Here is a 23,915-nt window from a genome sequence, read left to right on the forward strand (position 1 = left end):
CTCGTCTTTGCCTGTTCGCTAACCCTAGATCAGCGCGGAGCCTGTCGGGCGCGTAGAGGGCAAACTGACGAAAATCGAAGAGCGGGCCGACGATTTGTCGGGCAGCGTCACGATATGTCAGGCGATGGCTGCGGATTGTTGCAAAATGCGGGCCGCTGTCTCGCTATAGCGGCGGTCAAACTTCCGGCCGAAGACCACGAAGGTTTTGGTGCGCAGTACACCCGGAATTTCGACAAGTTCGTCAATCAAGAGGTCCAAATCCTCAATCCTGGGGGCCTCCGCAGTGAGGAAGAGATCGAACTCACCATTGATCGACAGGCAGATTTTGATCTCGGGGAAATGGGTGAGCCGGTCGAGGATTTTTCGCGTATCTTGTTGCCTGATCTCCAATAGCATCAAGATTTGCACGGTTTCGTCGCCAGGGTTCTGGCCTAGAACAACCGAATACCCAGTGATCGTGCCATCGCGCTCCATTCGGGCGATCCGCTCATGAACCGTGGAACGCGCGACGCCGAGGCGCGCGGCAATCTCGGAGGTTGCGGCGCGGGCGTTGTGCTGAAGTTCCGTGATAATCCGGCGGTCGAGCGCGTCGCGCATGATGCATCCTTTGATAAGGCAATTTGCCGGATCATCGGCAGAATTCAACGCACCGTCAACTGATGCGGGGCGGGCCGCCTAGATTTCGCGCTTCATATGCTTGTCTTGCGTGCAATTTGCTGGTCTTGGCGACGAACCGAAAATGGCCCGTCCGATCTTATCGGAACGGGCCACCTCGAAGCAGGGGCGCCTTAGTCCTGCTGCGCGCCGATGGCCCAAGTGCGGACCCGTTTCGACAGCCAATCGATGGCGAAGATCAAGATCAACACGTTCAGCACCACGAAGGCGACTTGGTCATAAAGCGACGCCCGGAACCGTTCGATAATGATCATCCCGATTCCGCCAGCGCCGACGATGCCGAGGATCGTGGCGGAGCGGGTGTTGCTCTCCAGGAAATAGAGCGATTGCGAGATGAAGACCGGCAGAACCTGCGGCAGATACCCATAGCGGATCACCTGGATCGGCCCGGCACCGGTCGATTTCACGCCTTCAACCTGCTTGCGGTCGATATTCTCGATCGCCTCGGAATAGAGCTTGGACAATGTCCCCAGATCACTGACGAAAATCGCCAGAACCCCGGCCAGCGGGCCAAGCCCGACCGCGCGCACAAACACCAGACCCCAGACCAGCTGATCAATGCCGCGCAGGATATCGAGGAAGCGCCGCACCAATTGCCGCAAGGGGGCGAAGGTGACGATGTTGCGCGCGGCCAGAAAGCCCACGACTAGCGCGCCCAGGGTGCCCAGAAGCGTGCCGAGAAAAGCCATGGCCAGGGTCTCGGCGATACCGCGATAGATGTTCGCGTATTGCCAGGTCGCCATGTCTTCCCAAACCACGAAGGCGCGGAGCAGCGCCAAAACACGGTCTGAGGTCTCGAAGAACCGGGCGATGTCGAAAAACCAGAGCGACCAGAGCACATAGACGATGGCAACGACCCAAAGGCCCCACCGTTTGATCAGCTTGCCCGGCGTGTCGAACACGCCCGGATGGCTCTTACGAATGGCGGCGATCTCGGCGTCGGAGACGGCGGAAACAGTGGCCAAAGTCATGCGAAATTCTCCCGGCCGATATAGCCCAAACGCAGGCGTTCGCTGAGCAGATCGATCAGCGTCACCATCAGAACGACGAGGATCAGCACGGCCAAAACCCGGTCATCGGAATAGAAGCTGATGACGCGGTTGAGTTCCTGGCCGATGCCGCCCGCGCCAACAAAGCCGATGATCGAAGAGGCACGGACATTCACCTCGAACCGCAGCAGCGCGTAGCTGACGAAATTCGGCGTGACTTGCGGGACGACACCATAAGCCATCTTTTGCACCCAGGTGCCGCCGACCGCCGCGATGCCTTCCACGGGGCGCGCGGAGGCGTTTTCATTGACCTCAGCGAAGAGCTTGCCCAACGCGCCCGCCGAGTGAATCGCGATGGCGATGACCCCGGCGAGCGGGCCGATCCCAATCATGAAGACGAAGACAAGGGCTAAGAGGATCTCGGGGATGCCGCGGCAGATTTCCAAGAACCGGCGCGAGATCCAGTAGATCCAGCTATTTGGGGCGAGGTTAGCCGCTGCCGGGAAGCTCAGCACGAAGGCCACTGCGGTACCGATCAACGTGGCGGTGATCGCCATCAGGATCGTCTCCCAGATCAGCGTCACATAGGTCCAGAAATCCGTGTACCAATAGGTGATTGACCCTGCGACGGCCCGGCCATCTTCGGTGCGCCCTTCGAACAGCACCTCCCATTGCAGGTTGGGGATAATGGTGCCGAAATACTCGAAAATCCGCGGGATGCCATTGGCCAGCCGCTCAGGGTAGAATTGGCTGATATAGACTGACAATGCCAAACAGACCAAGAAAGCCGCCAGCATGATTAGGTTCATCGTGCGTTTGGAGGCCTTGAGTTCGGCCCGATGTTTTTCAAAGAGCCCAACGGCCCCGAGTGCGGTTTGATCGCTCATTGTCGCCCCCGTCAGACCAAGGCGTGCGCGGGTTCGGCTGGACGGCGGGCGGCGAGATTGGTGGATGTGGCCCCTTCGTTCAGCGCTTCATCGGCTTCCGCGCCATAGATATCGCGGGCCATGCCGTGTGTGAGTTGCGCTGGCGTGCCGTCAAAAACCACACGACCGGCCTGCATGCCGATGATCCGGTCGCAATAGTCGCGGGCCGTGTCGAGTGTGTGCAGGTTGCAGATCACGGTGATCCCGTCCTGCTGATTGATCGTGCGGAGCGCATCCATCACGACTTTTGCGTTGAGCGGATCCAGCGAGGCGATCGGCTCGTCGGCCAGCAAAATCTTCGGTTCCTGCGCCAAGGCGCGGGCGATGGCGACGCGCTGCTGCTGCCCGCCGGAGAGGGTCTCGGCGCGTTGCAACGCGGTGTGGGCCATGGTCAGCCGGTCGAGCGCCTGAACCGCGAAGGCGCGCTCTTGTGGCGTGTAGACTTGGGCCAATGCGCGCCAACCGGGCAGATCGAAAAGCCGACCGGTCAGAACATTGGTCAACACATCAAGGCGACCGACCAAATTGAACTGCTGGAAAATCATGGCGCAGTCCGAACGCCATTGACGTAAGGCCCGGCCTTTCAACTGCGCAATATCCGTGTCGCCAAAGAGGATTTGCCCTTCCGAAGGGTCGGTGAGCCGGTTCAAAAGGCGCAGCAGGGTCGATTTCCCGGCGCCAGAGCGGCCAATGATGCCGACCATCTGGCCGTCTGGGATGTCGAGCGTCACGTTATCAACGGCGGCGGTCTCGCCAAACCGACGGGTCAATTTCTCAAGTTTCAGCATGATGGGTGCCCCCTGCTGTTGTGGTGGAAAGGCCCTGGCGGTTCCGGCTGTCCCGGTCGGAAATGGCGCGGGCTGACATACAAAAGAGAAGGGCCGGGCAAAGCGCCCGACCCCGGTATCTTTTAGGTCTGTTTAACGGTCGCCCTGAAGCTCACGGCGCATGTTGATGATCGGCTCATAGAACTCATGATTGATCGGCCAATAGCCCATGGATTCACCGTCGTTGATCGCGTCAAAGCAGTCCCGGTCGGAGACCTGAAGCTGCATCATCGCCCCCATGACCAGGTCTTTGAGTTCTTGCGGCAGGTCGGAGCGGATCACACGGGGGCCGTTGGTGATCAGGTTCGATTGCCAGATGATCTGAATCTCCGACATATCGAGCATGTCTTTGTCGACCATCGAGCGCAGGTTGCCGCGGCTATAACCTTCGGCAATGTCGCCAACGCCAGAGGTCCAGGTGACGCCTGCGTCATACTGACCGTTCAGAACCGCAACCACGGCCTGTTCATGACCACCGCCAAAGCCGGTTTCGGAGAAAAACTCCTCGAAATTCAGGCCTTCCTCGGCGGCCAACTCGTAAGACGGCACCAGGTAGCCCGAGGTGGAGTTCGGATCGGCGAAGGCGAGGCTGTGGCCTTCCATATCGGCCAGGCTCTCGATGCCGCTATCGGCGCGCGCATACATCACCGAGTAATAGCCGAGCGAGCCGTCGATCTGCATGGTCGTGTAAAGCGGTTCAACCGCGTCGGGATCCTGCAGCGAGATGCCAGCATAGCCCGAAGATCCCAGGCCCGCGAACTCAAGCTGACCGGCCAGAAGGCCTTGCATGACGCCCGCATAGTCAGAGGCGGGGAAGAGCTCGACCGGCACGCCGAGGCGCTCTTCGAGGTAAGCTTGCTGACACGCATGCTCCCGCAGACGGTCGGCTTCGTTTTCGCCGCCAAGGATGCCGACGCGGAACACCGGAACTTCGTCGCGCCAATCGGCGTCTTGCGCGAGAGCTGCGGTGGAAGTGAGGGCCGTGGCGCCGATAATGGCGACGCTGAGTGTGGTTTTGAACATGATCTAGTCCCGTCCTGAACGTTTTTGATGTTCAGAGCCAGGGCTGTCCTCTGTTGAGCCCTGGTCCCCAAGATGCACGCCGTGGGGTAGGCTTGGAGAGTGACGGTTAGGCGACGAAATTGTTAAACCTTCGTAACCAGCAATCCGACAACTCCGCCGAAATGGGTGTAAGCCGCTGAGGAGGCCAGAGATTCATGGGCAAACTGGGCAATGCGGCGCCTAGCCAGGATGATACTTTTCGATAAAGGCGTCGATATCGAGCGCTCGGAAATCGGGCAAACCGGCGCGCAATTCATCATGGGTCCAATCCCACCAGGCGATGTTCATCAGCGCTTCGCCCTGTTTCTCGGTAAACCGGCGACGGATGTCGCGGGCGGGAACACCGCCGACAATCGTGTAGGGCGGCACATCTTTGGTCACCACAGCGCCCGCGCCGATCACGGCCCCCGTCCCGATGGTCACGCCAGCGGTCACCGTCACCCCGTGACCAAGCCAGACGTCATGGCCAAGCGTCACCCAATTCTCCTTGCGCCACTCGAAGAACTCCGTGTCATCCTCGCCCAGATCGAAGGCGGCGGCGCGGTAGATCGCGTGATGCTGGCACACCCGCCATGTCGGGTGATTGCCCGGGTTGATCCGCGCGCCATTGGCGATGGAGCAGAACTTGCCAATCGTGGTCCAGATCACATGACCATCCTCGGTGATATAGGAGTAATCGCCCATCTCGCTGGCTTTCATCTGCGTCCGGCGTCCAACCTCGGTCCAACGGCCGAGGGAGACATCGGCGGCCACCTCGGCGTCAGGGTGAATGCTTGGACGTTCGCTGAGCTGTTTCTGGGCCATGGCGGTCTCGCGGTCTGAGGGATGTTTGGCGCGACCCTAGGCGTGCCTATTGGGGTTCTGAAACCCCTCCGCTGCCGATGTCATGAAACTATCATCAGAGCTGCACCGGCCCGTTACACAAGCACGCTCAAGACAGGGCCAGAATGCGCGTGCCCGCGCTCAATCACCCCCAATAAGGATGCGCATGCGATGTTCGATGCCCCCGCAAACCGCCCGCTTTTGTTGAGCAATGCCACGCTGGTTACACCCGATGGCCTCTTAGAAGGCGGGGTGATGATCGATGATGGTAAGATCGCCGAAATAGGCGCGACCGTCACGGGCGGGCAAGACCTGACCGGGCAGATCCTCATCCCGGGGATCGTCGATCTCCATACCGATCATGTCGAGGCGCATGTGCATCCCCGGACCTCCGTGCAATGGGCGTTTCTGCCAGCGCTGATGGCGCATGATGCGGTGGTCATCTCTGGCGGCACCACAACCGTGTTCGACAGTCTGTCCGTCGGTGCCGCGATGCAGAAGCCGGAGCGCCGGGAAATCCTCGTTCCATTGATCGAAGCGATGGAAGAGGGACAGCGCGCGGGTATGTTCCGGGCGGAGCACATCTTGCATATGCGCTGCGAGATTTCCGACCCCGCCACCTTCGGTCTGGTCGATGCCACCATCGGACGCGAAATCGCGCAGCTGATCTCGGTCATGGATCACACGCCTGGCGACCGGCAAAGCCCGGATATCGAGAAATGGTTCTGGCACATGATCCGCGATATGGAGGTCGGCGAAGAAGAGGGCCGCGCGCGGATGAAGGAGCTCTTCGAACGCTCCACCCGCTTCGGCCCCGAAGTCCGCGCTCATGTGATCGCCGCCGCCAAGGCGGAGGCCGTGCCGCTGATGACCCATGATGACCGAACTTTGGCGCATGTGGATCAGGCCCAGGCCGAAGGCATCCGCATTTCCGAGTTTCCAACCACTATCGAGGCGGCCCGCCATGCGCGCGGCTTGGGCCAGGCGATTGTGGCCGGTGCGCCCAACTATCTGCGCGGCGGGTCGCAATCGGGCAATGTGGCGGTCAAAGAGCTTCTGGCAGAGGGGCTCGTCGACGTGCTGGCCTCCGACTACATCCCGCGTAGCCCGCTGGATGCGGCCTTTGCCATCGCGGCGGATCCGGACCTGCCCTACGATCTGTCGCAAACCATTGCCATGGTGAGCACCGCCCCCGCCGAGTTGACCGGCCTGACGGACCGCGGGCGGATCGCGGAGGGGTTGCGCGCCGATCTGGTTGCGGTGCGCGTTACGGATGGGCAGCCCGTCGTCACCGCCGCCTGGCGCGCCGGGCGGCAGGTCTTTTGAGCGGAGCGACAGCGATGGGCCCGCTTCAAATTGGCGCTGCCTTGATGGTGGCCGATCTGCCCCACTATCGCGATTGGTTGATCGACGGGCAGCGCGATCTTGAAATTCAGGACTTCTTTGCAACCGAGCTTCTGCTTGGCGATTGGCGACCGCGTGTAGATCAGGCGAAAGCGCTGCTCGACGGGTTCGAGGGGCGGCTTGGCATCCATGGGCCGTTTGTCGGCGTGCCAATCGACAATGACGACCCGGAGATCGCGCCGCTTATCACCAAACGGTTCCTGACCGGGCTGGAGATTTGCGCCGCGCTTGGTGCAACGCAGATGGTGGTGCATTCACCCTATACCACTTGGGATTACAATAACTTCGACAACTACCCACGGGTTGGCAACACCCTCTCGGCTCGGGAGCAGAAGATCGCGCAGGTCCATACCGTGATGGGCCCGGTGGTGGACCGGGCGGCGGCCCAAGGGGTGACCCTGGTCATAGAGAATATCGAGGATATCGCCCCCGGCGATCGGCTTGAGCTGGCCCAGAGCTTCGGCTCGGACGCCGTGAAGCTCTCACTCGACACAGGCCATGCGCATTACTCCTACGGGTCCACAGGGGCACCGCCCGTGGATTATTTCATCAGCCAAGCGGGCGCGATGCTGGACCATGTGCATCTACAGGATGCCGATGGCTATGCTGACCGGCATTGGGCGCCGGGGCAGGGTACGATCAACTGGCATCAGGTGTTCCGGGCGCTGGCCGCGCTTCCGGTCAAGCCGCATCTCGTGTTGGAGCTGCGCCATTCGGCCGATATCCCGGCCGCGATGGCCTATTTGGAAGGCGAAGGGCTTGCGTGTTAGGTCAAGCCACGCGCGTGCCACTCGACCAAACGCCGTGCAGAACAGGCACATCGCCGACTTGCGCAAAGCGGATCAAATCGGCGCGTTTGCCGGGCGCGATCATACCGCGATCCATCAACCCCGCCGCTTTGGCGGGGGCGGAGGTGACCGTCGCCATGGCGCGGGACATATCCCCCCAGAGTGTGCCCAGCTTCATCGCCGCATAAAGCAGCGCGGCGGGAACATAATCCGACGACAGAATGTCCAAGAGGCCCGCCTCAGCGAGGGTTTCAGCGGCCACATTGCCCGAATGCGAGCCGCCTCGGATCAGGTTCGGCGCCCCCATCATCACCGCGATTGCGTTCTGGCGGCAGGCGTGGGCGGCCTCCATCGTGGTCGGGAACTCGGCCAAGCGGATGCCATGCGCCGCCGAGACGGCCACGTGATCAACGGTGGTGTCGTCATGGCTCGCCAAGACCGCGCCATAGCGTTGTGCGGCCTCCACCGCGGCGGCCTCATGCGGGGCGCGGACTCTTGCGCCCAATGCCGTCCGCTCAATCACATGGGCGTCGAACGCCTCCTGGCTGATCCCGTGTTTGCCCCGCATATAGGCTTCATATTGTGTGAGATCGGCGAACTGCCGTTGCCCCGGCGTGTGGTCCATCAAGCTGAGAATTCCGACCCGATCATCCGGGCCGAACCCGTCCAACTCCTCGATCAAGCTGTGCGAGCAGATCTCAGCCCGCAGGTGCAGATGATGGCTGATCTTCAGCGCGCCGGCTGTACGCATGGCGAGGATTTCATAGGCCATTTTCCGGGCATACCGCGTCCAACCGGTGCTGATACTTCCTTCCAGCGACCCGACACGGATCGCATCGAACACGGTTGTAATGCCGGTCGCCGCAAGCTCTGCATCATGGGCCACAATCGCCGCATTATGTGGCCAGTCGACACGGGGACGGGGGCGCAGATGCCGCTCCAGATTATCCGTGTGCAATTCAATCAAGCCGGGCGCGACGATATCGCCGCCACAATCGACTGCGCCCTTAGGCACGGCACTGCCCGCGACCACATCCGTGATTTCACCATTCTCGAACCGCAGATGACCGGTCAGGGTCTCTTCGGGCAGAACCAGGGTGGCATTGGCAAGGATCACCGCATCTGGCATGGCGATTGTCTCCGATCAAGTAGGCAAGGGGCAAAACGATGACCGCATTCACCCGTTACGCGATTTATGTATTGCCGCAAGGGGCGCTTTACGATGCAGGGGCGGCCTGGTTGGGGTGGGATGCCGTTTCGGGCCAAGAGGTGGCGCAGCCGATGTTGGAACATTTGCCCAGGCCGGTTGCAGAGTTGACAGCGACGCCCCGCAAATACGGCTTTCACGGCACGATCAAGCCGCCGTTCCGTTTGGCGGAGGGCACCACGCGGGCGGCTCTGGAAAACGCAGCGCAGATTTTGATTGCCAGCCTCGCCTCTGTTGAGCTTCCCGGTCTGACCGTGCGGCGCTTGGGCGGGTTCGTGGCGCTTGTACCCGGCGGCCCGGCGCCGGACCTGGCCGCGCTCGCAGGCGCGGTCGTGAAAGGTTTGGACCGCTTCCGTGCACCGCCGACCGAGGCCGAACTGGCGCGCCGTCGCACATCCGGCCTCAACGCCCGGCAAGAGGCGATGTTGGCCGCCTGGGGCTATCCTTATGTGTTGGAGGAGTTCCGCTTCCACCTGACGCTCAGCGGTCGCTTGCCTGAGGTGGAGGCCGATGCCCTGGCCGCGCGTCTGTCGGATCATCTCGCGCCGGTTCTGGAACGGCCTTACGTGATCGACACTCTGGCCTTGATGGGTGAGGCGGAGGATGGACGGTTTCATCTGATCCACCGCTACACATTGGCCGGGTAAAGCGCGGCAAGCGCCGTGGCGACGCTGTCGGCGAGTGCGCTGCTATTGTCGATCTGTGTCACGCGAACGCCCTGTGGCATTGGCGGCGCGGTCCGGGCCAGCCGGGCGGCGATATCCGCTGGCGTCTCTCGTCCGCGATCCGCCAAGCGCTGCGCCAGAACGTCCGGAGATGCGGTGATCGACAGCACATGCACCTCGGCAAACACGCTGGCCGCCGTGCCCAACATGCTGCGGGACAGGTTCGCCAAGGCGTCTTGGCCCGCGCTCAGGCGCGAGACGACGCCAGATGGGATGCCATATGAGAGACCATGCGCGTCCCAATGCAGCGCGAAATCGCCGTCGGCGACGCGGGTCTGAAACATCTCTCGGCTGACCGGCTCATAGTCTTCGCCCCCGGCTTCGGCGGCGCGGGTGATCACCCGGCGCACCCGGTAGAGATCAGACCGCGCCGCACAAAGCGCCTCCATCACGCTGTCTTTGCCAACGCCCGAGGGGCCAACGACTGCGATGAACCGTCCTTGTGTCATGCGGCCTGCCTTGGGGTGAAGGCGCTGACATCAATCTCGCGATCGGCAATCCGGGCGCGGGCCGGTGCATCGTGGAAGATGCCGACAATCGCCGCGCCGCGGGCTTTCGCCTCTTCGATCAGGCTCAGCACCACTTCGCGGTTTTCCGGGTCCAAGCTGGCGGTCGGCTCGTCCAGAAGAAGCGCCGGATAGCCATGGGCAAAGCCGCGCGCGATGTTCACCCGCTGTTGCTCCCCGCCTGAGAAGGTGGTGGGCGAAAGCGACCAGAGCCGTTCGGGGATGTTCAGCCGCGCCAACAGATCGCGGGCGCGGTCAAAGGCGTCGCGCTCGTCCATACCAACGGCCAGGCAAGGTTCGGCCACAACCTCCAGCGTTGGCACCCGGGGCACGACGCGCAGGAACTGGCTGACATAGCCAAGCGTCTCACGCCGGAGTGTCAGGATATCGCGCGGCTCGGCTTGCGTCAGGTCGACGCCGCCAATCACCACCCGGCCCGCTTGCGCCAGGTAATTGCCATAGAGGATGCGCATCACGGTGGATTTGCCCGCCCCCGACGCCCCGGTCAGCGCGACGCATTCGCCGGGCGCGACCACAAAGCCAGCGCCCTCCAAAACGGGGATCACCGCGCCGCCTTGATTGTGCAGCGTGAAGCTTTTGCCCAAATCCTGAACCTCGATCATCGTGCCGTCTCCTCAAACCTGCAGAACCGAGCTGACCAGCAGCTGCGTGTAGCCATGTTGTGGATCGTCCAACACCTGATCGGTCAGCCCGGTTTCCACAACATGCCCGTCTTTCATCACCATCAGCCGGTCCGCTAGAAGCCGGACCACCGCTAGGTCATGGGTCACCACAATCGCGCTCAACCCCATGCGGCGGACGAGACCGCGAAGCAGGTCCAAGAGACGCGCCTGAACGCTCACATCCAGGCCGCCAGTGGGCTCATCCATAAAGACCAGCCGCGGCCCGCTCACCAGATTGCGGGCGATTTGCAGTCGCTGTTGCATCCCGCCGGAGAAATCGGCCGGACGGTCATCAATCCGGTCGGTGCTGATCTCGACCCGGGTCAGCCAATCTTCCGCCGTCTCGCGGATTTCGCCGTAGTGCCGCGCACCGACCGCCATCAACCTTTCGCCCACATTGCCGCCCGCGCTGATCCGCATCCGGAGGCCGTCACGCGGGTTTTGATGCACGAAGGCCCAATCCGTCCGGCCCAGCATCCGCCGTTCTGGCTCAGACATCTGAACCGTATCGCGCGGCCCCTCGGCGCGGGTGTCGAAGAGGACTGCGCCCGCGTCGGGGTCCAAATGCCCGGCCAAGCAGTTCAGCAGGGTCGACTTGCCCGAGCCGCTCTCGCCGACAATCCCCATCACTTCGCCGGGATAGAGCTTGAACGACACATCGGCGCACCCGATCCGCCCGCCATAGGTTTTGCTGAGGTTTTGAACCTCAAGAAGGGGTGTCATAGATGGGCCTCCTGAAATTGCGTGATGCGGGTGCGAAGCGCGTCGGGGGCTTCGATATGCAGAATGTGCCCGCCGGGCATGATCTCGAATGTTGCGTTTGGGAGCTGTTCAGCCATCAATTGCGCGCCGGCATGGGTCTGCCGGTTGTTTTTGCCAACAATGACAAGCGCGGGCGCGGTGACGTCCGCAAGGCGCGGGCGGCCATCATACGCGAAAGCGGCGGTCAGCGAGTCTTCCATCCCGTCGCGGGACATTGCGGCGATCTGCGGCTTGATATGGGCCGCAACTTTGGGCGGTTGGCCCAAGCCCGAAAGGCGCGCGACGCCGCCGGGACCGAGTCGCCGGAACAGCCACAACGCAATCTGGGCGGTGATTCGCGCGGTGCGGCTGATATGCACGGTCGGCACCGCCTCGATGGTCACCAGCGACAGGACACGATCTTTCAGCCGCGCGGCCAGTTCCAGCGCCACCATGCCACCTAGGGAGTGGCCCACCAGATGCATCTGATCCGGCAGTTGCGGCATCAACGCGTCGGCGAAGCTTTGCACAGTTGGCGATGCTGCGCGGGGCGCGCTGCCATGACCGGGCAGATCGGGCGCGATCCCCGCAAACCCGGCCCATGTCGCCCCGGACAGGCCTGAGCCGTGTAGCCAAACAACACTCATGCAGTGCCCCCAATCGCGTTCGAAAACGCGGTTGGTGTCAGCACCATGTCCTCGATGCCAAGCACGAAATCGCCATGTTGGGCGCTGGTTTCGGCTTTGATGTCTTTCCAGTCCTGATCCGCCATGAAGGCAGCCCATGCGGCGGTCATTTCCGCCTCATCTTCCCAGGTCAGCAGATACACAAAGCTCAGCGCCTCTTCGGTCTCGTTGGTCCACATCGCCTGAATACGGAACCCATATGTACCCATGATCCGCGCGGCATGGTCGCGGAACCGATCCAGAAACGGGTCACGATTGACTTTGGGGACTTGATAGATGCGGAGTTGGTTGATCATGCGGACGCTCCTGAGGCTTGTCGATCCGCACAGTAATCTGTGTCGGAACAGACAAACATTCGACCCCCTGTGTCATCAACGATCACTTCGTCGAGATAGCTCTCTTCTGACCCGCACAGGGCGCAGGGATGATCGGCCTTGGAGGGGTCAAACGGATAGTCCTCGAAATCCAGGCTGACGACCTTGGTATAAGGCGGCACCGCGTAAATCCGCTGCTCCCGGCCCGCGCCGAAAAGCTGCAAAGCGGCGCTTTCCAATTTCGGATTGTCGAATTTCGGGATCGGTGACGGGTCCATCACATACCGATCCTCAACCGTCACCGGATAGGCATAAGCCGTCGCAATCGAGCCGTGACGCGCGATATCTTCATAAAGCTTCACATGCATCAGCCCGTATTCCTGAAGCGCATGCATCTTGCGCGTCTCAGTCTCGCGCGGCTCCAAGAAGCGGAGCGGTTCGGGGATCGGCACTTGATAGACCAGGATTTGATCCTCGGTGAGCAGCGTTTCCGGAATCCGGTGCCGCGTTTGGATCACCGTCGCCTCGGCGGTCTTTTCGGTCACGTCCACATCGGCGGTCTTCTCAAAGAACTTCCGAATGGAGACGGCGTTTGTCGTGTCATCCGCGCCTTGGTCGATCACCTTGAACTTATCCTCCGGCGTCAAACACGCCGCCGAAACCTGCACCCCGCCTGTGCCCCAGCCATAAGGCATCGGCATCTCGCGGCTGGCAAACGGCACCTGATAACCCGGGATCGCAACCCCCTTTAGGATCGCGCGGCGGATCATCCGCTTGGTTTGTTCATCGAGATAGGCGAAATTGTAGTGAGTCTGCTCGGTCATTCCGCCGCCTCCTGATGACTGGCTTGCGCTTCGGCGCGGAGTTTGCGGATCAGTTCCAGTTCCGATTGGAAATCCACGTAATGGGGCAGTTTGATATGCTCCAAGAAACCCGTGGCCTGCACATTGTCGGAATGTGAGAGTACGAATTCCTCGTCCTGCGCCGGGGCGCCCACATTGTCTTCGCCCAGTTCTTCCCACCGCATCGCCCGGTCCACGAGCGCCATGGAAATGGCTTTGCGCTCGGAATGGCCGAAGACCAGCCCATAGCCGCGGGTGAATTGCGGCGGTTCGGTTTTCGACCCGGTGAATTGGTTCACGGTTTCGCATTCGGTAACCGTGATCTCGCCCAGATCAATCGCAAACCCAAGCTCGGGGATCTCCATCTCGACCGGCAGTTGACCGACGCGCAGTTCGCCCACAAACGGGTGGTTCCGGCCATAGCCGCGCTGCGTCGAATAGGCCATCGAGAGCACGAACCCTTCATCGCCCCGGCTGAGCGCTTGCAGTTTCAGCGGTCGGTCGGCGGGGAAGTCGAGTGGCTCCCGGGTCAGGTCGCGTGGGGTGTCCGCGCCCTCTCGCTCGGGCTGGATCAAGTCTTCGCGGGCCAGGAACTCGGTGACATGTGGCGTCGGCTCAGCGCGTGGGGTGGCTTGCGGTGCCTCGGGCAGGTCACCTTCGGCGGCCAAGGCGAAATCGATCAATCGGTGCGTGTAGTCGAAAGTCGGTCCCAGAACCTGCCCGCCGGGAACGTCCTTGAACGTTGCGCTCACCCGCCGGTCGCAGGTCATTGCACCGGTGTCGATCGGCTCGGACGCACCAAACCGGGGGAGCGTGGTCCGATAAGCGCGGATCAGGAACACCGCCTCAATCATATCGCCGCGGGCTTGTTTGATCGCCAGAGCCGCCAAATCAGGGTCGTAGAGCGAGCCCTCGGCCATGACCCGGTTCACCGCCAGCCGCAATTGCTCGCGGATTTGTGCCACTGACAGCTCGGCCACATCCAAGTCGCCGCGCCGTTCTTCGGCCAGCCAGGCATGGGCGTTGTCAATTGCCCGCTCGCCGCCTTTCACTGCCACATACATCAGTCGACCTCCGTCACGAAAGTTGATCGGGGCAGGGCGGCCAACTGCTCGCCTGCGCAGAACACGCAATCAAACCCAAGCGGGAACTGGGCCCGATTTGCCTGAAACGCCGCGATTTCCGGGAGGTTTAGTGCCGCTTCCACCTCAATCCCCGGCCCCGTCAATCGCGTGCCCGTGGTGGCAAGCGTGTCTTGTTCCACGATCAACGTCGTCGACCGGTCCGGATATTCCGGCGTGCCGATCCGATAGGCCGAGAGTGGGGCCAACGCCTCCCACGTGCCAAGTGCGAAATCGGCGCGTTTGGCGGGAACGACGGGCGCGCCGGTATGGAAAGTCACCCAAGAGCGTATCGCGTCGGTGTCATGGCTCGGGGCCAGATAAAGCCCCGTCTCAGGATCACAGAGGGTCAGAAGCATAGCGCCCGCCGCTGGCGAGATCGGCGCGGGCGGGGTAGCACTGGCGACGGTTTCAATCCGCCCGGGCCGCGCCATCGCCTGCAAAACGGCGCGAAACGCGTAGGAGGCGTCGAAGGCAGGGTTGGCAAAGCCGCCGGTCATCACATCGCGCATCAATCTTCCCCCCGAACCATGGTGAAAAACTCGACTTTGGTCGCCGCGGCCCGGGCGGCGCGCGCATGACCCTTGGTCCTCGCTTCGTCGCGGAGCGGCGCGAGGATGGCCGCCTCCAACGCAGCGGCGTCGCCTGCTTCGGCCAATGCATCGACCAGCGCGGCGGTTTTTGCCGCGCGTTTGTCGCGCCCCTGCACATAGCCATGACCAACAGCGCCCGAGCCAAGGCGGACCGAACAGCGTGTGACGGTCATCTCGCCCAGGTTAAAGGGTGCGCCGACTGCCCCGGCGCGGCCACGCACCATAACGGTGCCAATCTCCGGCGGGCGCAGCATTTCATGCTCAGGGGCCGCGCCATAGGCCTCCCACAGTGCGGCCAATCGAGCCGCCGGGGCCTGGGCCAAGGTGGACAGCCGGGCGCGCCGGGCTTGTTGATCAGGGATCTCAGACATCTTGCGGAGTTGTCCATTTTAATATACAACTATACAAATCTCTTACGCGGATCGCTCGAGTCGGGCAACCCGTGATCGCGTGAAACTTTAATGACAGGGGACCGTCATGGGCCGCGCCGCAGTTTGGACCTCGATCCGCGACAGCCTTTCGGCAGAGATCGCCAGCGGGCATTACGCGCCGGGTGATCGGCTGCCGACCGAGGCGGAACTGGCCGCCCGGTTTGGGGTCAACCGCCATACGGTCCGCCGTGCCTTGGCCGATCTGGCGTCGGCCGGAACGGTGTTTCCACGGCGCGGCGCGGGCGTGTTCGTCACCCACCAACCGACGGACTATCCAATCGGGAAGCGGGTGCGGTTTCATCAAAACCTGATCGCGGCGGGGCGAGAGCCGGGGCGCCAGATCCTTCATCGCGCCACCCGCGCCGCCGATGCACGCGAGGCCGACGCGCTTGCCATCGCCCCCGGTGATCCGGTGCATGTCTCCGAGGGGGTTTCCTTTGCCGACGGGCAACCGATTGCTCTGTCACGGGCCGTTTTTCCCGCCGCGCTGTTCCCCAATCTTCTTATAAACCTGGCGGAAACCAGCTCCGTGACGGCGGCGTTTAAGGCCGAAGGCTTGATGGACTACACCCGCGCCTGGACCCGGCTGACGGCAATCGCGGCCTCACCCACTCAGGCCGGGCATCTGCGTGTGCCGCCCGGCGCGCCTATCCTGCGGTCGGTGGGTGTGAACGTCGACCCCGATGGGCGCCCGGTCGAATATGGACGGACCTGGTTTGCCGGGGATCGCATTACGCTGACCCTGGCCGATCACGAGGTCTGAGCCCGCTGGCCCATTGGCAGTTCCGGGAGCGCGGGGTAACACCGACGCACGGATAAGGAACGCTGGCCGCCATTGATGACCGTGCCCAACCCATCTCCCTCCGGCCCTTGGCCGATGATCCAACGCCTTGGGGTGAGTGGCCTCTTGGTGCGCTTCGGCGATCAGTTCTGCGAGGCTGCCAATCGGGCGGCTTTGGCCTTTCGCGCGGCGGTCGAGGCCGCACCTCAACCCGGTATCATCGAAACCGCGCCCTCTCTGGTGTCGGTCTTTCTGCGGTTGGACCCGCTGACTGCCGATCTCGAAGTGTTAGAAGCGGAGTTGTGTGATCTCTTGGCGCGCGCGGATTGGTATGCCGCGCCTCTGCCCCCGGGTCGCCGACTTATCCGCATTCCGACGGCATATGGCGCAGATATGGCCCCGGATCTCGTGGAAACGGCCGAGGCAGCAGGTCTTTCTGAGGCCGAGGCGGTCGCCCAGCTTTCTGCCACCCGGCTTAGGGTGCTGAGCCTGGGGTTCGGTCCGGGGCAACCGTATCTCGGCGAATTACCGGAGCATTGGAACCTGCCACGAAGAACAGAGTTGACCCCGCATGTGCCCGCGGGCGCATTGGTCTTGGCGATCCGGCAATGTGTGCTGTTTTCCCGCCCGTCGCCGACCGGCTGGCGGCATGTGGGGCAAACTGCGTTTCTGAACTTTCGGCCTGAGAGTGCGGAGCCGTTTGCGCTGAAACCCGGTGATGAGTTGCAATTCCCGACAGCCGATCCAGACCATGTGGCCCATATGATCGCCGATCCCGATTGTGTGGATGGCGGGGCAGAGATAGAGGCGCTCCCATGACCGCGCCCGCGCTGATCGTTCACCAAGTTGGCCCTGGTGTGACGGTTCAGGATTTGGGCCGCCCGGGGCATTTGGCTTACGGCCTGTCGCAAGGCGGCGCGCTCGACCGTTTGGCGCTTTACGAAGGGGCAGCGCTGCTTGGTCAGTCACCAGATTGCGCGGCCTTGGAAATGATCGGGATGGGCGGCGAGTTCGAGGCGACGCAACCGCTCCGCATCGCTCTGACCGGAGCACCGATGCAGGCGAGCTTGGATGGCAGCCCGTTGATCTGGAATGCGAGCCATCAGTTGCCCGCCGGGTCCAGGGTACGGATTGGCGGGGTGACATCGGGCAGCGTCGGCTATCTACATTTGGGCGGCGGGATTGAGACACCGCCCCTCTTGGGTGCGCGCGCCACGCAGCTTAATGCCGGACTCGGTGCGTTGCTGACCCCCGGGGTGCGCTTGCCTGTCGGGCCAGATAAGGGCGGCCCAATCGGGCTGGGGCTGGATGTGGCGGATCGGGTCTCCGGCGGGGTGCTGCGTATCCTGCCCTCCGTTCAAACCGCGCTCTTTGACGCCGAGACCCGCGAACGTCTTGAGCAGAGTCAGTTCACGCGCGACCCGAGATCGAACCGGATGGCACTGCGGCTGATCCCCGATGGGCAAGGCTTTGCGTTGGACGGTGGGTTGAGCGTCGTGTCTGAGGTCATCGTGCCAGGTGATATTCAAATCACGGGCGATGGGGTGCCGGTGATCTTGATGGCAGAGTGCCAGACGATGGGGGGCTATCCCCGGATCGCAACCGTTTTGCCCGCCGATCTGCCGCGCGCGGCGCAATTGCCTGTTGGTGCGACGCTTCGTTTGCAGTTTATCACACCGGAGGAGGGTGTGGCGGCGCTGAAGGCCGAACAGACGGCGCTGGCTGATCTGCCCCGGAAAGTCCGGCCCTTGATCCGGGACCCGCGCGACATCCCCGATCTTCTGAGCTATCACCTGAGTGATGGCGCGATCACGGGTCGCGAAGAGGAGACGGATAGATGAGCCTCAGTGTCGATCTGAATGCCGATATGGGCGAAAGCTTTGGCCCATGGGTCATGGGCCGCGATCAAGAGCTGTTGGGGATTATCACCTCCGCCAATATCGCCTGCGGAGCCCATGCGGGCGATCCTGATGTTATGGCCGAGACGATGGCGTTGGCGCTCCAAAACGGGGTTGGCATCGGCGCGCATCCTGGCTTCGCCGATCTGCAAGGCTTTGGGCGCAGGCGCATGTATCTGCCGCATAAAACGCTCGCCAATCTGGTGCGGTACCAACTGGGCGCGGCCCAAGCCATGGCGCGGGCGGCCGGTGGCGAGGTGCGGCATTTGAAACTGCACGGTGCGCTGGCCAATATGTGTTCAGAGGACGCGGCACTGGCGCGGGCATGTTATGAAGGCGCGCTCTCGGTCGCTCCCGATATCATAATCATGGTTCTGGCGGCCACCGCGCAAGAAGAGGCCGCCCGCGATCTGGGCTGTGCCTGGGCGGGGGAGATCTTTGCCGATCGAGCTTATAATGACGACGCGACCTTGATGGACCGATCTTTGCCCGGTGCGGTGATCCATGATGCGACGCTTGCCGGACCGCGGATCGTGGAAATGGTCAAAGCGGGCGCGATCATCACCCAATCGGGTCGCCATATCCCGGCCGCCATCGATACCGTGTGTTTGCATGGCGACACCCCCGAGGCGGTGGAGATTGCTCGCGCCGTGCGGGCTGCGCTGGAAGCCGAGGGTATTGCGCTTGCGCCCTTTGCCGGACGCAGAGGGTAATTTGCTAGGGCCGACTGGTCGCCGGGCAGAGGCCCTGCTAGGTCTCAGGGCAACACATGCATTTTTCGGAGGGATCACATGGCAAAGCTGGCGTTTTTGGGTCTGGGGGTCATGGGCTACCCAATGGCGGGGCATCTACAAGCCGCGGGCCATGCGGTCACGGTCTATAATCGAACGACTGCCAAAGCGGAGGCTTGGGCCGCCGCGCATGGCGGAGGTTTTGCGGCGACCCCGCGTGACGCGGTGGCTGGTGCTGATTTCGTCATGTCCTGCGTTGGCAATGATGATGATTTGCGCGCCGTTGTGTTGGGGGACGATGGCGCGTTGGCGGGCATGAGTTCTGGCGCGATCTATGTGGATCACACCACGGTTTCCGCAACAGTGACCCGGGAATTGGCAGCTGAGGCCGTAGGGCGCGGCGTTGGTTGGGTCGATGCGCCGGTCTCCGGCGGGCAAGCCGGGGCAGAGAACGGGCAATTGGCGATCATGTGCGGCGGCGATGAAGCGCATTTTGCCGCCGCAGAGCCAGTGATGGATGCCTATGCCAAAGCCATCGTGCATTTCGGCGACGTCGGGGCCGGGCAATTGACCAAGATGATCAATCAGGTCTGCATTGCCGGGGCGATTCAGAGCATTTCCGAAGGCCTGTTCTTTGCGATGCAGGCGGGCCTTGATGCGAAGAAAGTGGCGGAGTTGGTGAGTCAGGGCGCGGGCGGGTCCGCAACTGGCCAACCGGGCCGGGACCATGGTGGACAACGCATTCGACCATGGTTTTGCCGTGGATTGGATGCGGAAGGACCTTGGGATCGCATTGGCGCAGGGCAAAGAGATGGGCGTGAGCTTGCCTGTGACGGCGATGGTGGATCAGTTCTATGCTGAGGTGCAGCAGCTTGGCGGCGGTCGGTGGGACACGTCGAGCTTGATCCAGCGCTTCCGCAAAATGAACGGGATGGATATCTAACCAAGCGGCGCCGCTGGCGCGGCACTGGGTTTGACTTTTGGTCGGCGGCGACGCGACGTGTCATATTTGATGCGGCGTATGCCGTTGGCCTTGGATGCCTCCGGCGGGGATATTTGTGAAGCAGAGAAGTGATCATCCCGATCTTGCGGCATTCCTGACAGAGATCAGCGGGTTTGACGCGGTGATCGATGTGCGCAGCCCGGCGGAGTTTGCCGAGGATCATCTGCCGGGCGCGGTGAATATGCCGGTTTTGAGCGACGCGGAGCGGGCGCGGGTCGGGACGACTTACACGCAAGAGAGCCCGTTTGTCGCGCGGAAGATGGGCGCGGCGTTGGTCGCGCGCAATGCGGCGGCGCATATCGAAACCTCATTGATGGAGATGGGCGGCGGTTGGCGGCCCTTAATCTATTGTTGGCGCGGCGGGCAGCGGTCGGGGTCTTTTGCAACGATTTTGCAGCAGATTGGGTGGCGCGTTGCCGTGCTGGACGGGGGTTATCGGGCCTATCGGCGGCAGGTTGTGGCGGCATTATATGACCGGCCTCTGCCGCATCGGGTGATCCGTCTGGACGGCAATACCGGCAGCGCGAAGACGGCAATTCTGACCGAGTTGGGCGCGCGCGGGGTTCAAGTCTTGGATTTGGAAGGCCTGGCGGCGCATCGCGGTTCAATCCTTGGAGAAACCGGAGCGCCTCAGCCTTCGCAGAAAGGCTTTGAAAGTGCTTTGGCCCAGGCCTTGCATGGGCTGGACCCAGGTAAAGTCACGATCATCGAGGCGGAATCGAGCCGGATCGGCAATTTGCGGGTGCCGCCAGCGCTTTGGGCGGTCATGTGCGATGCGCCGTGTTTGGTCCTCGCCGCGCCAGTTGCGGCGCGCGCGGCCTATCTGGCCGAGAGTTATGCGGATTGGGGGATGGATGTGGCGCGCCTTGAAGCACGGCTCGATCATCTGCGTGGTCTGGTTGGCCATAAACTGGTCGATCAGTGGGTCGATCTTGCAAGGGAGGGGGACCTCCGCACCTTATCGGAGGCCCTGATCATCGGGCATTACGACCCAGCTTATGCCAGGGCACGCAAGGCGGATCGTGGCGTGGTTTTGGCCCGGTTTGAGGCGGTGGATTTGAAGGCCGTAGCGCGCAAGCGATTGGCCGATCAGATCGTGGCTTGGTTGGCGTCTAACGCAGGGTGATCTCTGGCGCACCAGTTCGAAACTGGCCGATGATCGCGGCGTCATGGCCGAGTGTTCTAATCTGGGTGACGGGTGCTCCGCTTGATCGGGTGGTAGCGCGACGAGGAACCCGCCTGAGGTCTGCGGATCAAAAATCAGGGCGCGGCGCGGGCCGGTGCCACCGGTGATTTCCCCGGCCAGCGCGGCCTCGTTTTCGTCATGTAGGCTGGCGCGGAGACCGCCTGCAATCAGCGCCTCGGCCCCGGGAAGAACCGGCAGATCGGCGAGGGTGATGTCCGCCGCGAGGTGTGAGGCTTGGCACATGCCGATTAGATGCCCGGCGAGGCCAAAGCCGGTCACATCCGTCATCGCATGGGCGACCGGCGCGAGGAGGGCTGCCGCATCGCCTTGCGGCTGGCTCATCTGCGTCCAAGCACCCGCGACGATGTTGCCATCCGCGACTTGCGCCATCTCTGCGGCCAGGATCACGCCGGTGCCGAGGCTGCGGGTGAGGATCAGCGCGTCACCAGCCTGCGCGCCCGCGAGGGTGATTGCTCGGGTGTCGGGCAGGCCGGTCAGCGTGAATCCGAGGCTCAACTCCGCCCCCTGTGCGGAATGCCCGCCGACAATCTCGGCCCCTTCGGCGGCGAAGACGGCGCTGGCCTCGGCCATGATCTCGGCCAGCCAGGCGGCCTGCATTTTGGGTGCCATGATTGGTAGGGTTACGTTTGCCAAGACGGCTTGTGGCCGCGCGCCCATGGCCCATATATCGCCCATTGCATGGACGGCCGCGACGCGGGCCAGAAGGCCTGGATCGGCGCTGAAGGCTCTAAGATGGTCTGTGGTCAAAACCACCGGGGCTCCGCCCATGCTGAGCACGGCGGCGTCATCGCCCGGGCAGCTCAATACATCGTCGCGTAGACCCGTTGGCGCCTTGGAGAGCGCAGTTTGCAACGGCTGGCGTCCGAGCTTTGCGCCACAGGCCCCGCAGATTGGTTGGCCCCGCATCATCTCGATCACGCCATCCGCTGCGCCTTCTGGCAGCGCTGGCGGGCGCATCTTCGGTAATGCCTTGAATTTCTGCATAAAGGCCCGATCAATTCGGTCTTTCCAACGCCACATCAGCGCGCCGGAGAGCGCAACGCTGCGTTTTTCCGCCAACGCCACGCGCTGGCCTAGAGAGATCAATTTCAGATAGTCGACCTGTGGGCGGAAGGCGCGCGGGCGTCCGCCCGTCAGCTCGGCGCGCAGGTTATGGGCGAGGATTGGCGCGGCGCGGACCGCAAAGACGCCGGCTTTGGGACGCGGCGCGAAGCTCAGATGGGCGCAATCACCCACCGCATAGATCGATGGGTCGCTGACCGATCTGAGCTGATCATTGACCACCAGATACCCACGCTCGGTCTCCAGCCCCAAATTCGCCACCCAGTCATGCGGCCGCGCGCCGCCTGCGCCAATGGTGAGATCGCTGGCAATAATCTGGCTATCATCCAACATCAGAGATTTGGCGCGGACCTCGGCCACGCCGGTCCCCTGGCGCAATGTGATCCCGGCATCGGCAAGCGCCTGGATCAGCCGCGCGCGGCTTTTCGGCGGCACGGCGGTGAGCGCCTCGGCCTGTTCGACGATTGTGACGCTCGGGGTGCGCCCGAGGCTCTCCAGCCGATGCTGCGCCGCCATCGCCAGTTCCACGCCCGCGACACCGCCGCCGATGACAGCCACGGAGGGTGCGGCGGGGGCGGCGTCGCAAAACCGGGCCCAGGTCTCGGCAAACTGATCGAGCGGTTTGGCCGGGATCGCATGCTCGGAAAACCCGGGCAATTTCGGCATCGCCGAGGTCACGCCCACATCAATCGAGAGGAGGTCATAGGCGACGGGCGCGGCGCGTCCCGCGATGGTGATGGTTTTGGCCGTCCGATCCAAACCGGTCGCGGCCCCGATGATCAACCGGGCACCCGCAAACCTGGCCAGTTTGACCAGGTCGATCTGCAAATCATCCTGGCTGTAATGCCCCGCGACATGCCCGGGCAACATGCCGGAATAGGGCGCCGTGGGGCCGGGATTGATCAAGGTTAGCCGCGCGCCGGGCACCGGCTTCATCCCCCAGGCCCGCAAGACCAGCGCATGGGTATGCCCGCCGCCCACCAGCACCAGTTCCTTGACCAGGGGCACGGCCGGGATCATGGCGCGCTGGCCTCAAACGGGTCGTCTGGATACCCTACGCCAGTCATGCAAAGCCCGTAAGGCGGCGCGACGGGACCGCAGGCTTGGCGATCAGCGGCCTCGAGCGCGGCTTTTGCGTCTTCAGGGGTCCATGTGCCCGCGCCGACCCGCTCCAATGTGCCCACAAGCGAGCGCACCTGATTGTGCAGGAAGGATCGTGCGCGCAGGCGAAACTGAAACTCTCGGCCGCGGGGTGTCTCTAGCGTCGTGATTTCAATCGCGTCGAGGGTTTTGACCGGGCTGGCGGCCTGGCACTCCGTCGAGCGGAAGGTGGTGAAATCATGCCGCCCGATCAGGTGTTGGGCGGCCTCCTGCATCGGCTCTAGCGACAAAGACGCCTTCACTAGCCAGGCTTGACCCGCCTCCAGGACCAGCGGCGCGCGGCGGTTTATCACCCGGTAAAGATAGCGCCGTTCGCGTGCGGAAAACCGGGCATGCCACTCATCGTCGACCTTGGCACAGGCCAAAACCGCCACCGGGGCGGGCCGCAAATGGTAGTTGAGCGCCTCAGACAGGCGGAACGGTGTCCAGTCCTGTGCCATGTCGCAATGGGCGACCTGACCCCAGGCATGCACGCCCGCATCGGTCCGTCCGGCGGCGGCGATTGTCGGCACATCGGCCTCCAATTTGGCCAGCGCGTCTTCCAGAGCGCCTTGTACGCTTGGGCGGTCGGCTTGGCGTTGCCAACCGGCAAACGGCGCGCCGTTATATTCGAGTCTGAGGGCATATCGAGGCATGGGCGCGGGCTACCGTAAACGGGGCGGTTGCGCAATCAACCCTGTAAACCCTGCCTCACGATGACTATTCTTTGATCCAGAGGCAGGCGAAAGGC

Annotated in this window: 25 protein-coding genes and 2 pseudogenes; 9 read left to right on the plus strand and 18 right to left on the minus strand. The window is 62.8% G+C overall.

Features of this window, described 5'->3' with window-relative positions:
* Positions 1-117 precede the first annotated feature (117 nt).
* From QTA57_RS08295 to QTA57_RS08320, 6 genes are all read right to left on the minus strand, one after another.
* Positions 118-597: an Lrp/AsnC family transcriptional regulator gene (locus tag QTA57_RS08295; RefSeq protein WP_171561282.1), complete on the minus strand. Its 480-nt coding sequence runs from the start codon at positions 595-597 to the stop codon at positions 118-120.
* Positions 598-788: 191 nt separating this feature from the next.
* Positions 789-1,646: a phosphonate ABC transporter, permease protein PhnE gene (gene phnE, locus QTA57_RS08300; protein ID WP_290154461.1), complete on the minus strand. Its 858-nt coding sequence runs from the start codon at positions 1,644-1,646 to the stop codon at positions 789-791.
* Positions 1,643-2,551, minus strand: coding sequence for a phosphonate ABC transporter, permease protein PhnE (phnE, locus tag QTA57_RS08305; RefSeq protein ID WP_290154464.1), 909 nt, complete (start codon positions 2,549-2,551; stop codon positions 1,643-1,645). The genes phnE (QTA57_RS08300) and phnE (QTA57_RS08305) overlap by 4 nt, the downstream gene beginning before the upstream one ends.
* A gap of 11 nt (positions 2,552-2,562) precedes the next feature.
* Positions 2,563-3,378, minus strand: coding sequence for a phosphonate ABC transporter ATP-binding protein (gene phnC, locus QTA57_RS08310; RefSeq protein ID WP_171561278.1), 816 nt, complete (start codon positions 3,376-3,378; stop codon positions 2,563-2,565).
* A 132-nt stretch (positions 3,379-3,510) separates the two neighbouring features.
* Positions 3,511-4,440 (minus strand): phosphonate ABC transporter substrate-binding protein, encoded by a 930-nt coding sequence (phnD, locus tag QTA57_RS08315; RefSeq protein WP_171561276.1) that lies wholly within the window; start codon positions 4,438-4,440, stop codon positions 3,511-3,513.
* A 219-nt stretch (positions 4,441-4,659) separates the two neighbouring features.
* Positions 4,660-5,283: a DapH/DapD/GlmU-related protein gene (locus QTA57_RS08320; RefSeq protein WP_290154467.1), complete on the minus strand. Its 624-nt coding sequence runs from the start codon at positions 5,281-5,283 to the stop codon at positions 4,660-4,662.
* A 189-nt stretch (positions 5,284-5,472) separates the two neighbouring features.
* Between QTA57_RS08320 and QTA57_RS08325 the strand changes: the two genes are divergently transcribed.
* Together QTA57_RS08325 and QTA57_RS08330 are read left to right on the plus strand one after the other, a co-directional pair.
* Positions 5,473-6,627, plus strand: coding sequence for an alpha-D-ribose 1-methylphosphonate 5-triphosphate diphosphatase (locus tag QTA57_RS08325; RefSeq protein WP_290154469.1), 1,155 nt, complete (start codon positions 5,473-5,475; stop codon positions 6,625-6,627).
* A 14-nt stretch (positions 6,628-6,641) separates the two neighbouring features.
* Entirely contained in the window at positions 6,642-7,475 is an 834-nt protein-coding gene (locus QTA57_RS08330) for a sugar phosphate isomerase/epimerase family protein (protein ID WP_290154471.1), read from the plus strand.
* A gap of 1 nt (position 7,476) precedes the next feature.
* On the opposite strand, the gene QTA57_RS08335 is transcribed toward QTA57_RS08330, so the two are convergent.
* On the minus strand, positions 7,477-8,622 hold the full coding sequence (locus QTA57_RS08335; protein ID WP_290154474.1) for an alpha-D-ribose 1-methylphosphonate 5-triphosphate diphosphatase: 1,146 nt from the start codon (positions 8,620-8,622) through the stop codon (positions 7,477-7,479).
* Positions 8,623-8,660: 38 nt separating this feature from the next.
* On the opposite strand from QTA57_RS08335, the gene QTA57_RS08340 reads away from it, so the two are divergent.
* Positions 8,661-9,347: a DUF1045 domain-containing protein gene (locus tag QTA57_RS08340; RefSeq protein WP_290154476.1), complete on the plus strand. Its 687-nt coding sequence runs from the start codon at positions 8,661-8,663 to the stop codon at positions 9,345-9,347.
* Here QTA57_RS08340 and phnN read toward each other — a convergent pair.
* From phnN to phnG, 9 genes are read right to left on the minus strand one after another with little or no spacing between them, the layout of a single operon-like run.
* A complete protein-coding gene (phnN, locus tag QTA57_RS08345) occupies positions 9,329-9,874 on the minus strand; it encodes a phosphonate metabolism protein/1,5-bisphosphokinase (PRPP-forming) PhnN (RefSeq protein WP_290154479.1) in 546 nt (181 codons plus the stop codon). The two genes, QTA57_RS08340 and phnN, sit on opposite strands and share 19 nt — an antisense overlap.
* The gene (phnL, locus tag QTA57_RS08350; protein WP_290154481.1) at positions 9,871-10,554 is read right to left on the minus strand and encodes a phosphonate C-P lyase system protein PhnL; all 684 of its coding nucleotides are present in this window, start codon (positions 10,552-10,554) and stop codon (positions 9,871-9,873) included. Before phnL ends, phnN begins: the two co-directional genes overlap by 4 nt.
* Before the next feature lie 12 nt (positions 10,555-10,566).
* Positions 10,567-11,337 (minus strand): phosphonate C-P lyase system protein PhnK, encoded by a 771-nt coding sequence (gene phnK, locus QTA57_RS08355; RefSeq protein WP_145215531.1) that lies wholly within the window; start codon positions 11,335-11,337, stop codon positions 10,567-10,569.
* A complete protein-coding gene (locus QTA57_RS08360) occupies positions 11,334-12,002 on the minus strand; it encodes an alpha/beta fold hydrolase (protein ID WP_290154483.1) in 669 nt (222 codons plus the stop codon). The genes phnK and QTA57_RS08360 overlap by 4 nt, the downstream gene beginning before the upstream one ends.
* Positions 11,999-12,337 (minus strand): NIPSNAP family protein, encoded by a 339-nt coding sequence (locus QTA57_RS08365; RefSeq protein ID WP_290154486.1) that lies wholly within the window; start codon positions 12,335-12,337, stop codon positions 11,999-12,001. Before QTA57_RS08365 ends, QTA57_RS08360 begins: the two co-directional genes overlap by 4 nt.
* Positions 12,334-13,179 carry an alpha-D-ribose 1-methylphosphonate 5-phosphate C-P-lyase PhnJ gene (locus QTA57_RS08370; protein WP_290154488.1) on the minus strand — a complete coding sequence of 282 codons (846 nt, stop codon included), beginning with the start codon at positions 13,177-13,179 and terminating at the stop codon, positions 12,334-12,336. Before QTA57_RS08370 ends, QTA57_RS08365 begins: the two co-directional genes overlap by 4 nt.
* Complete coding sequence (locus QTA57_RS08375) at positions 13,176-14,261, minus strand: carbon-phosphorus lyase complex subunit PhnI (RefSeq protein ID WP_290154489.1); 1,086 nt, start codon at positions 14,259-14,261, stop codon at positions 13,176-13,178. The genes QTA57_RS08370 and QTA57_RS08375 overlap by 4 nt, the downstream gene beginning before the upstream one ends.
* Complete coding sequence (phnH, locus tag QTA57_RS08380; protein WP_407933505.1) at positions 14,261-14,830, minus strand: phosphonate C-P lyase system protein PhnH; 570 nt, start codon at positions 14,828-14,830, stop codon at positions 14,261-14,263. The genes QTA57_RS08375 and phnH overlap by 1 nt, the downstream gene beginning before the upstream one ends.
* Complete coding sequence (gene phnG, locus QTA57_RS08385; RefSeq protein WP_290154493.1) at positions 14,830-15,282, minus strand: phosphonate C-P lyase system protein PhnG; 453 nt, start codon at positions 15,280-15,282, stop codon at positions 14,830-14,832. Before phnG ends, phnH begins: the two co-directional genes overlap by 1 nt.
* Positions 15,283-15,388: 106 nt before the next feature.
* Here phnG and phnF point away from each other — a divergent pair, with 106 nt between their 5' ends.
* From phnF to mnmH, 6 genes and pseudogenes are all read left to right on the plus strand, one after another.
* Positions 15,389-16,105 (plus strand): phosphonate metabolism transcriptional regulator PhnF, encoded by a 717-nt coding sequence (gene phnF / locus QTA57_RS08390; RefSeq protein ID WP_290154495.1) that lies wholly within the window; start codon positions 15,389-15,391, stop codon positions 16,103-16,105.
* 75 nt (positions 16,106-16,180) lie between these two features.
* The gene (locus QTA57_RS08395; protein WP_290154496.1) at positions 16,181-16,942 is read left to right on the plus strand and encodes a 5-oxoprolinase subunit B family protein; all 762 of its coding nucleotides are present in this window, start codon (positions 16,181-16,183) and stop codon (positions 16,940-16,942) included.
* Positions 16,939-17,964, plus strand: a complete 1,026-nt coding sequence (locus tag QTA57_RS08400; RefSeq protein WP_290154498.1) for a 5-oxoprolinase subunit C family protein — start codon at positions 16,939-16,941, stop codon at positions 17,962-17,964. The genes QTA57_RS08395 and QTA57_RS08400 overlap by 4 nt, the downstream gene beginning before the upstream one ends.
* Positions 17,961-18,734, plus strand: coding sequence for a LamB/YcsF family protein (locus QTA57_RS08405; protein ID WP_290154499.1), 774 nt, complete (start codon positions 17,961-17,963; stop codon positions 18,732-18,734). The genes QTA57_RS08400 and QTA57_RS08405 overlap by 4 nt, the downstream gene beginning before the upstream one ends.
* Before the next feature lie 78 nt (positions 18,735-18,812).
* Positions 18,813-19,695, plus strand: a pseudogene (locus QTA57_RS08410) (NAD(P)-dependent oxidoreductase).
* A gap of 115 nt (positions 19,696-19,810) precedes the next feature.
* Positions 19,811-20,881: a tRNA 2-selenouridine(34) synthase MnmH gene (gene mnmH / locus QTA57_RS08415; protein ID WP_290154500.1), complete on the plus strand. Its 1,071-nt coding sequence runs from the start codon at positions 19,811-19,813 to the stop codon at positions 20,879-20,881.
* A 135-nt stretch (positions 20,882-21,016) separates the two neighbouring features.
* On the opposite strand, the pseudogene selD reads toward mnmH, so the two are convergent.
* Positions 21,017-23,044, minus strand: a pseudogene (selD, locus tag QTA57_RS08420) (selenide, water dikinase SelD); the annotation flags it as partial.
* Positions 23,041-23,820, minus strand: coding sequence for a tRNA pseudouridine(38-40) synthase TruA (gene truA / locus QTA57_RS08425; protein WP_290154501.1), 780 nt, complete (start codon positions 23,818-23,820; stop codon positions 23,041-23,043). The gene truA and the pseudogene selD, both read right to left, overlap by 4 nt.
* Between the last annotated feature and the right edge of the window lie 95 nt (positions 23,821-23,915).

The organism is Fontisubflavum oceani, from assembly GCF_030407165.1.
Taxonomy (GTDB): Bacteria; Pseudomonadota; Alphaproteobacteria; order Rhodobacterales; family Rhodobacteraceae; genus Rhodophyticola; species Rhodophyticola oceani.

Bases quoted from the DNA above. Each gene is read 5' to 3' on its own strand.
- QTA57_RS08295 (WP_171561282.1), bottom strand. From the start codon at position 597: ATGCGCGACGCGCTCGACCGCCGGATTATCACGGAACTTCAGCACAAC.
- phnE (WP_290154461.1), bottom strand. From the start codon at position 1,646: ATGACTTTGGCCACTGTTTCCGCCGTCTCCGACGCCGAGATCGCCGCC.
- phnE (WP_290154464.1), bottom strand. From the start codon at position 2,551: ATGAGCGATCAAACCGCACTCGGGGCCGTTGGGCTCTTTGAAAAACAT.
- phnC (WP_171561278.1), bottom strand. From the start codon at position 3,378: ATGCTGAAACTTGAGAAATTGACCCGTCGGTTTGGCGAGACCGCCGCC.
- phnD (WP_171561276.1), bottom strand. From the start codon at position 4,440: ATGTTCAAAACCACACTCAGCGTCGCCATTATCGGCGCCACGGCCCTC.
- QTA57_RS08320 (WP_290154467.1), bottom strand. From the start codon at position 5,283: ATGGCCCAGAAACAGCTCAGCGAACGTCCAAGCATTCACCCTGACGCC.
- QTA57_RS08325 (WP_290154469.1), top strand. From the start codon at position 5,473: ATGTTCGATGCCCCCGCAAACCGCCCGCTTTTGTTGAGCAATGCCACG.
- QTA57_RS08330 (WP_290154471.1), top strand. From the start codon at position 6,642: ATGGGCCCGCTTCAAATTGGCGCTGCCTTGATGGTGGCCGATCTGCCC.
- QTA57_RS08335 (WP_290154474.1), bottom strand. From the start codon at position 8,622: ATGCCAGATGCGGTGATCCTTGCCAATGCCACCCTGGTTCTGCCCGAA.
- QTA57_RS08340 (WP_290154476.1), top strand. From the start codon at position 8,661: ATGACCGCATTCACCCGTTACGCGATTTATGTATTGCCGCAAGGGGCG.
- phnN (WP_290154479.1), bottom strand. From the start codon at position 9,874: ATGACACAAGGACGGTTCATCGCAGTCGTTGGCCCCTCGGGCGTTGGC.
- phnL (WP_290154481.1), bottom strand. From the start codon at position 10,554: ATGATCGAGGTTCAGGATTTGGGCAAAAGCTTCACGCTGCACAATCAA.
- phnK (WP_145215531.1), bottom strand. From the start codon at position 11,337: ATGACACCCCTTCTTGAGGTTCAAAACCTCAGCAAAACCTATGGCGGG.
- QTA57_RS08360 (WP_290154483.1), bottom strand. From the start codon at position 12,002: ATGAGTGTTGTTTGGCTACACGGCTCAGGCCTGTCCGGGGCGACATGG.
- QTA57_RS08365 (WP_290154486.1), bottom strand. From the start codon at position 12,337: ATGATCAACCAACTCCGCATCTATCAAGTCCCCAAAGTCAATCGTGAC.
- QTA57_RS08370 (WP_290154488.1), bottom strand. From the start codon at position 13,179: ATGACCGAGCAGACTCACTACAATTTCGCCTATCTCGATGAACAAACC.
- QTA57_RS08375 (WP_290154489.1), bottom strand. From the start codon at position 14,261: ATGTATGTGGCAGTGAAAGGCGGCGAGCGGGCAATTGACAACGCCCAT.
- phnH (WP_407933505.1), bottom strand. From the start codon at position 14,830: ATGCGCGATGTGATGACCGGCGGCTTTGCCAACCCTGCCTTCGACGCC.
- phnG (WP_290154493.1), bottom strand. From the start codon at position 15,282: ATGTCTGAGATCCCTGATCAACAAGCCCGGCGCGCCCGGCTGTCCACC.
- phnF (WP_290154495.1), top strand. From the start codon at position 15,389: ATGGGCCGCGCCGCAGTTTGGACCTCGATCCGCGACAGCCTTTCGGCA.
- QTA57_RS08395 (WP_290154496.1), top strand. From the start codon at position 16,181: ATGACCGTGCCCAACCCATCTCCCTCCGGCCCTTGGCCGATGATCCAA.
- QTA57_RS08400 (WP_290154498.1), top strand. From the start codon at position 16,939: ATGACCGCGCCCGCGCTGATCGTTCACCAAGTTGGCCCTGGTGTGACG.
- QTA57_RS08405 (WP_290154499.1), top strand. From the start codon at position 17,961: ATGAGCCTCAGTGTCGATCTGAATGCCGATATGGGCGAAAGCTTTGGC.
- truA (WP_290154501.1), bottom strand. From the start codon at position 23,820: ATGCCTCGATATGCCCTCAGACTCGAATATAACGGCGCGCCGTTTGCC.